The 6,839-nt window shown below is 61.3% G+C and carries 7 protein-coding genes; 2 read left to right on the top strand and 5 right to left on the bottom strand.

Annotation, left to right across the window (positions count from 1 at the left end):
• Positions 1 to 59: 59 nt before the first annotated feature.
• Together C3Y91_RS20750 and C3Y91_RS20745 are read right to left on the bottom strand one after the other, a co-directional pair.
• Positions 60 to 1,601 carry a cadherin-like domain-containing protein gene (locus tag C3Y91_RS20750; protein ID WP_130760852.1) on the bottom strand — a complete coding sequence of 514 codons (1,542 nt, stop codon included), beginning with the start codon at positions 1,599 to 1,601 and terminating at the stop codon, positions 60 to 62.
• 243 nt (positions 1,602 to 1,844) lie between these two features.
• Positions 1,845 to 2,669: a helix-turn-helix transcriptional regulator gene (locus tag C3Y91_RS20745; RefSeq protein WP_018074346.1), complete on the bottom strand. Its 825-nt coding sequence runs from the start codon at positions 2,667 to 2,669 to the stop codon at positions 1,845 to 1,847.
• Positions 2,670 to 2,759: 90 nt separating this feature from the next.
• Here C3Y91_RS20745 and C3Y91_RS20740 point away from each other — a divergent pair, with 90 nt between their 5' ends.
• Entirely contained in the window at positions 2,760 to 3,650 is an 891-nt protein-coding gene (locus tag C3Y91_RS20740) for an SDR family oxidoreductase (RefSeq protein ID WP_130760853.1), read from the top strand.
• Positions 3,651 to 3,750: 100 nt separating this feature from the next.
• Here the strand turns inward: C3Y91_RS20740 and C3Y91_RS20735 are convergent, their stop codons facing one another.
• Positions 3,751 to 3,960, bottom strand: a complete 210-nt coding sequence (locus C3Y91_RS20735) for a hypothetical protein (RefSeq protein WP_128405579.1) — start codon at positions 3,958 to 3,960, stop codon at positions 3,751 to 3,753.
• Between the two features lies 1 nt (position 3,961).
• Complete coding sequence (locus C3Y91_RS20730; protein WP_130760854.1) at positions 3,962 to 4,162, bottom strand: hypothetical protein; 201 nt, start codon at positions 4,160 to 4,162, stop codon at positions 3,962 to 3,964.
• 190 nt (positions 4,163 to 4,352) lie between these two features.
• On the opposite strand from C3Y91_RS20730, the gene C3Y91_RS20725 reads away from it, so the two are divergent.
• Positions 4,353 to 4,523: a hypothetical protein gene (locus tag C3Y91_RS20725; protein WP_018242662.1), complete on the top strand. Its 171-nt coding sequence runs from the start codon at positions 4,353 to 4,355 to the stop codon at positions 4,521 to 4,523.
• A 184-nt stretch (positions 4,524 to 4,707) separates the two neighbouring features.
• On the opposite strand, the gene C3Y91_RS20720 is transcribed toward C3Y91_RS20725, so the two are convergent.
• Positions 4,708 to 6,798 (bottom strand): VCBS domain-containing protein, encoded by a 2,091-nt coding sequence (locus tag C3Y91_RS20720; RefSeq protein ID WP_075224023.1) that lies wholly within the window; start codon positions 6,796 to 6,798, stop codon positions 4,708 to 4,710.
• Positions 6,799 to 6,839: the final 41 nt, after the last annotated feature.

Below are 6,839 nucleotides of genomic sequence, written 5' to 3'. Positions count from 1 at the left end.
TTCGGACGCACAAAGGACGCTCTAACACTTTCAATCCTCGCATCGTGCTTTCCGATGCGCTAGGCGAACAGAACGTCCGAGATATTGTGCACCACGGCGATTTCGTCGGTCCCGGTGTTGGTGAGGTAGAGATTATCCGCCGCTGAGTCATAGACCACGTTGGTGATCAAGTCGTCTCCCGGTATGGCGATGTTGACGTCGACCGTTGTCTTGACCCCGGTTTCGAAGTCGAAGGCCGTGCCGATATGCTCGCTGCCGGAGGAATCGCCGAAGAAGAACGTGCCGTCGACGGCAAAGCCGTATCCGAGCCCGCCCGCCGCGAAGGTCTTGGATTCGATCGGGCTCAACGTTTCGGGGTCGATCTTGGAGACCTGCCAGGTGGAACCATTGATGCGGCCGACGACGTAGATGCCGGTCGAATCCTGCATCGTATTGACGGCCGTGAATCCAGCCCAGTCGAACGTACCCGCCCAATTCTCGCCGATAAGGCCCGGGATCGGGTCGCCCCGCTGATCGGACGATCCGTCGGCGGCATCCCACTTTGCGAGATAGGTCTGATCGGGGAAAGGGTTCTCCTCGCCTCTCGCCTCGTTGGTTCGGCCGATGATCTCGCCGCCGCGGACCGAAAAATAGGTTCCGCCGACGTCATATTCGCCCTTGTCATAATCGCCGAGAGAGATGGCGCCGCTGGCGTTGTCGGCTTCAAATGCCGCGGCGTTGTCGTAAATGCTCACCATGGAATCATCTGGGAAACCATGGCCGGAACTGACGTAATACTTGCCGGTTAGCGGATCGATCGCGACCCCCTGGAGTTCGTAATGGTCCAGGAAGGGGCGCACCACATCCGCCTGGGCCTCGACATGATTGGTGTTCAACGACTTTCCGTCCGTCACGCCGTCGACGGTCAGGGTGATCACGCCGGCATCCGCGTGACCGGCGCCGTCAGAGACCTTGTAATATTGGAGTTTCTCGGTGACATGCTCGCCGTCATCGAGGCCCGCCTTGACGGCTGGATTGAGATCGTAGGTGAAGCTTCCATCGCTTGCGAAATGGAAGGTGCCGAATTCACCCGCCACGTCGGTCGTCTGCCCTTGCCCCTGACTGGCAGGAATGCTCGTGCCCTCGACCGAGCGCAGGAAGAGCGTGCCCGCCTCTCCCGGGTGATCATTGGCGAGCACGTTGCGGGCCATCTCGCTTCCTTCGCGGAAGGAGAAGGCGTCGTCGACCGCGACCGGCGGGCTCGTGACCCCGTGAATGTCGAGCGTGAAATGGCCGACATCGGTATTGCCAGCGCCGTCGGAGATCTTGTAGCCGATCGTCTCCGTCAACGTCATTCCGTCAACGAAGCCCGCCTTGGCGGCCTCGTTCAGCGTATAGGTATAAGAGCCGTCGGCCTTGACGTGAAACGTGCCGTATTCACCCTCGATATCGGTGATCTGCCCGGCCGTCTTGGCGAGAACCCGCTCGCCATCGAAGAAGTTGAGGAACATGTTGCCGGAGCCCCCGGCCAGATCATTATCCAGCAGATTGCCCGAGATCACGTCATTCTCGGAAGCGCTGCTGACATCATCAACCGCCACAGGTTTTGCAAGCACTGTCATGGATATCTCCTTCAAGATCCATTCGCCTTGGTCTATCGGGAGGAAAGCAGCTGACACCGGCACGGTCAACGAATTTTCTAGCAGGAGTAGTATTTTAGCTTTTCACAGCTTTGTCATGCTTGGAGGCTTCGCCCCAGGCGGATGCCGCCGACGCAGACAGCACCATCAAGACCGACGCGGCGACCAAGACCGCGGCGAGGCGATGAAGGCCGCTATATCATCGATCAACCAATTGCCCTCGCCTCAGCCCACCAACTCCCTGATCTTCGCCGCATCCTCTGCCGTCGCCGGGTTGTAAACCACCATGCTGAGGTCCGGCCGGCCATCCACCTGGAAGGCGGAATATTCGAAAGCGAGTGGGCCGAGGATGGGGTGTTTGATGTGCTTGGCGCCCTCGCCGTGGCTACGCACGTCGTTGTCGCGCCACATCGCCAGGAATTCGGGGCTCTTGCGGCAGAGTTCGTCGACGAGGGGCTCGACCTCGGCCGCAGCACCCGCGCGGGCCGCATCCACTCGGAAAGCGGCGACGACAAAGCGGGCGACACTTTCCCAGTCGTACTGGGCGGCGCGTACGCGCGGATCGAGGAAGATGAAGCGCAGCACGTTGCGCTCTTCCGGCGGCAGCGCGCCGTAATCGGTTAGAAGCACAGTCGCCGCCCGGTTCCAGGCAATCACGTCCCAGATGGCGTTGCGGATCAGCGCCGGGCTCGGGTCCAGCGCATCGAGCACGCCCTGCAACCTCGGCGTCACGCCCTCTTGCCTGTGGTAGCGCACCTCAGGTGGCCGGCCGAGGCCGATGAGGAAGAGATGCTCGCGCTCGACATCCGTCAGCATCAGCGCGCGCGAGATCCGGTCGAGCACGTCGGCAGACGGCGCGCCGCCGCGCCCCTGCTCCAGCCAGGTGTACCAGGTTGGGCTGATATTGGCGCGGCTCGCCACCTCCTCGCGGCGCAGACCCGGCGTGCGCCGCCTCTCCCCCGCAAAGCCAAGGGCGGCGGGATCGAGTCTGACGCGGCGACCCTTCAGATAGGCGCCGAGCCGGTTGTCCGAGGTGACGAATTCACTCATCCTGTTAGCCTTTATACCATGATAATGTCACTACTTTACCATGATAGAGGCAGGGCCGATATGTGTCTCCAGCAAAACTGGAGATATCACATGCGCGTATTCGTTACTGGAGCCACCGGCTGGGTCGGCTCGGCCGTCGTCGATGATTTGATCGCCGCCGGGCACAAGGTGTTGGGCCTCACCCGCTCCGACAAAGGAGCGGGTCAACTGGCGGCTGCCGGCGCCGAAGTCCATCACGGCATGCTCGATGATCTCGAAAGCCTGAAGAGCGGTGCGGCGGAGGCGGACGCCGTGATCCACACGGCCTTCAACCATGATTTCTCGAAATTCGCCGAGAACTGCGCCGCCGACCGGCGCGCCATCGAGGCGCTCGGCGAAGCCCTCCAAGGCTCCGATCGTCCGCTGCTGGTCACAGCCGGCCTCGGCTTTGCCCCTGGTCGCGTTGGCACCGAGAAGGATCCGCCCATGCCGACGTCGGAGACCTACCCTCGCGCCTCCGAAATCACCGCGGTATCGCTTGTCGCCCGTGGCGTGCGCGCCTCCACCGTCCGGCTCCCGCCCTCGGTGCATGGCCATGGCGACCACGGCTTCGTGCCGATCCTGATCGATCTGGCCCGGCGCAAGGGCGTCTCGGCCTATATCGGCGAAGGGCAGAACCGCTGGCCGGCCGTGCACAGGCTCGATGCCGCCCGCGTCTATCGCCTGGCGCTCGAGCGCGGCGCCGTCGGCGGCCCGTTCCTGGCAGTCGCCGAAGAGGGAGTTCCCTTCAGGCAGATCGCCGAGGTCATCGGCCGGCGGCTCGATGTGCCCGCCGTCTCGCTCTCACGGGAAGAAGCGGCCGAGCATTTCGGCTGGTTCGCGATGTTCGCCGGCTTCGACATCCCAACCTCGAGCGAGCATACCCGCGCGCTACTCGGCTGGCAGCCGCAACAGCCCGCCCTCCTCGCCGATATCGACCATCCCGCCTATTTCGGTGGGTAGCGTAACCGTGCCCGCATATAAAAAATGAAGCATTTCCGTGACTGGAGAAAACGGAAATGCCCCCGGGTCAGCTCGTGAGGAGAACCAGCGACAGCCCGAGCTAGTGCGACCGGCTCTCGTTCCTATCGGCGGGGTCGTAATTGATGTCCCAATCCTTCTCGGGCTTCTTCTTGCCGGGCGGGTTCTTGTTGACCGTCGCATCCTCCGAGCCCGTGATAACGGTCGGCTTGGCGCTGATTACGCCGCTGCTTTTGCGGTCCGCCTGGGATTTGGCGAACTGGCCGGCTGCGTCTTTTTTGGGATCGGCCATGTCAATCGCCCTTCTGCTTCAGGGCGTCACTGATATTCTTCGTCTCGGGGTCGCGATTGTTTTCGCCATGCGCGTCGCGGTCGCGATCCGGATCGTCCTTGGCCTTCATGTAGCCGCGAGGCTTATTTCCCTTCGGCCCTTCCCAGCGAGGAGATTGTTCGGTGGTGCCGGGGGCGCCGTCTTTTGGTGTCGTCATGCCCATGTTCGTTTCTCCATGTTGAATTCGAACAACAGGCAAAACCCCGAACTGTTCCCGCCCAGTCTCACAAATGCCAGTGGCCGATCTTTTGCTCTCACCGAACAGCCAGCCCCGGCGGTTGGCGCAGAAAAATATGGAACAGTGTCGGCCTCCATCGGTGGACCACAGGTCGACCTCAAATATGGAGCCGAAAATGAGCAAGACCAACGCCCGTGAACTTCAGAAACGCGCCGAACAGCAGGTCAAGAACACCAGCGCCGGCGGCCACCTCGGCGGCACCTATTTCGGCCAACAGCCGGACGGAAAAACCGCCTCGGACAGCAGCAATGACAGCGCCAAGGCACGGCCCAACGATGGCAATTGAGGTCGGCAGGCTGCCGCAACGCGTGTGACCTGATGCTATCCACCACCCGATGAATCCGTCGCGCCCAGCGCGCTGGGCGCACAAACGTCCGGGACCTCCCCGTCAGGCCCGAGTACGTACGCCGCAGGCGAGGTCTCCATTGGGCTGCGTCTGCGGTGAATGCTGGTCAAGATCACAGACCGCCTCAGCTAAACAAGAAGTCGCCCGAGTTGAAATTTGTAAGCCCGCTGAGGGTGGTGATGTTGTCGAATTCAGCAACCAGCACCGCGCCGCCGGCTGAACTTGGGTTCTGATCGTAGTAGACCGCCGCATGGCCGAGATCCGTGTTGTGGAACACGAACAATGCCCCTGTGGTTATGTTGCTGTAACTATTGATGGTGCTCTGGACGGTTGCGTTCGTGACGCTCACGTCCGTTTTGACGGCAACCTCCGTTCCGGCAACATTGATCGTGCCGTTGTTTCCCACCTTCACATTGTCCACGCTTGTATTGTTGTTGCCGACGGCGAACTCGAAAGTGCCGCCTCCGACGTCCAACTGGAACCTGTCCACGGTTGTGCTATTCGTCCCAGCGTTGAAGTCAGTCATATGGTTCGTGGTGGTGGCAAACTTTTGGAAAAAGAAGGTATCATTTCCCACGCCCCCGGTCAGGGTGTTGTTGCCAGCACCACCGTTTAGGGTGTCGTTGCCGTCTTGGCCGAAAAGAGCGTCGTCACCTCCGAGCCCGAACATCATATCGTTACCGCCACCGCCGTAGAGCATATCGTCGCCCGTTCCACCGGTCGGATTGTCCACTGAGTTGCCATTGCCACCGGTGATAATCGTGAACGTCTCGGTCTTTTCGAAGGCCGGGCCTATAGGATCACCGGTCTGCGTTGCCGTTACCGTCACTGAAAATGTACCGTTCGTCGATAGCGCATCCGAATGAAGCGTATTGCCGGTAATCGAAAACAAGCCCGGATTCGACTGCGAGGCAATGCTGAAGCTGAATCCACCTGCGTCGGGATCAGTCGCCGTCAGCAGCCCACTGAACTCAAAACTATTGAAGTTAACGCTATCCGCCGGAACGACAGGCGTCAGCTTAATGTCGGTCGGCGCCTGCCTAGCTGGACCATCATCTGCGCCGGTGATGGCGACGACGATGTTGTGGCTGGCCGTGCCGTCGAGCGAGCTGACGCTCAGCGTGTCGCTGACGGCGTCGCCCTGGTTGAGCGCCTGCGTCGCGGCCCGGTTATTGTCGAGCGTATAGGTCCAGCTGCCGCTGGCGGCATTGAAGGTGAAGCTGCCATAGATGCCGTTGAGGGAGGCCGGGGCGGCAAACGCCGCCTCGCCGTCGTCGACATCGCTGACCGTCAGCTTGCCGGAGGCATTCGGATCGCCGCTGCCGGCCGCACCCGCCTCGACCGTCGCCCGATCGTCGGTGACCGTCGCATCGACGACGATCGAAGCCGCATCGTTGGCGCCGGTGATGGCGACGACGATGTTGTGGCTGGCCGTGCCGTCGAGCGAGCTGACGCTCAGCGTGTCGCTGACGGCGTCGCCCTGGTTGAGCGCCTGCGTCGCGGCCCGGTTATTGTCGAGCGTATAGGTCCAGCTGCCGCTGGCGGCATTGAAGGTGAAGCTGCCATAGATGCCGTTGAGGGAGGCCGGGGCGGCAAACGCCGCCTCGCCGTCGTCGACATCGCTGACCGTCAGCTTGCCGGAGGCATTCGGATCGCCGCTGCCGGCCGCACCCGCCTCGACCGTCGCCCGATCGTCGGTGACCGTCGCATCGACGACGATCGAAGCCGCATCGTTGGCGCCGGTGAGCGAGATCGAGACATTTGCCTCGCTCAGCGTGCCATTGCCGAGCCGTATCGCGTAGACGAAACTATCTTTGAGGATTTCACCGGCAGACAGCGTGTTGATATCCGCGCCCGAGCCCGCGATGCCGCTTCCATCACTAAGACGGTATTCGATCTTTCCATTATTGATCCTGACCCAATTGCCGAGCAGGGTCTTCTCCCAGGCAGATGCCCCATTCGCTCCGACGTCTTTCGCAAGAAGCTCGTAGTCGGCGGTAATTGGATTGCCATCACCGTCGTCGACCGAAAAGAGGGATTTGGCATTCCCGCCGAGATCATTCGACATGACGTCGAGGGTTATGGTTTTGGTGGCCGCATTGTAGAGCTGGAGACTGAGCAGTTGGTCTTCTGTCCAGATGTAAGAGTCATCCTTCGCCTGCGGCGTATTGGAGAAAGAAGTCGTGCTGCCGCCGCCGGTGCTTTGCGTACTCATCAAAATACCCCCACAATACAAAACAAGTAACCCGGCGACTA

Source organism: Rhizobium ruizarguesonis (genome assembly GCF_012349115.1).
GTDB classification, from domain to species: Bacteria; Pseudomonadota; Alphaproteobacteria; order Rhizobiales; family Rhizobiaceae; genus Rhizobium; species Rhizobium ruizarguesonis.
This window is presented reverse-complemented; position numbering and strand designations above follow the sequence as displayed.

Excerpts from the sequence above, each read along its gene's own strand:
- C3Y91_RS20750 (WP_130760852.1), bottom strand. The coding sequence starts at position 1,601 with ATGACAGTGCTTGCAAAACCTGTGGCGGTTGATGATGTCAGCAGCGCT.
- C3Y91_RS20745 (WP_018074346.1), bottom strand. The coding sequence starts at position 2,669 with ATGAGTGAATTCGTCACCTCGGACAACCGGCTCGGCGCCTATCTGAAG.
- C3Y91_RS20740 (WP_130760853.1), top strand. The coding sequence starts at position 2,760 with ATGCGCGTATTCGTTACTGGAGCCACCGGCTGGGTCGGCTCGGCCGTC.
- C3Y91_RS20735 (WP_128405579.1), bottom strand. The coding sequence starts at position 3,960 with ATGGCCGATCCCAAAAAAGACGCAGCCGGCCAGTTCGCCAAATCCCAG.
- C3Y91_RS20730 (WP_130760854.1), bottom strand. The coding sequence starts at position 4,162 with ATGGGCATGACGACACCAAAAGACGGCGCCCCCGGCACCACCGAACAA.
- C3Y91_RS20725 (WP_018242662.1), top strand. The coding sequence starts at position 4,353 with ATGAGCAAGACCAACGCCCGTGAACTTCAGAAACGCGCCGAACAGCAG.
- C3Y91_RS20720 (WP_075224023.1), bottom strand. The coding sequence starts at position 6,798 with ATGAGTACGCAAAGCACCGGCGGCGGCAGCACGACTTCTTTCTCCAAT.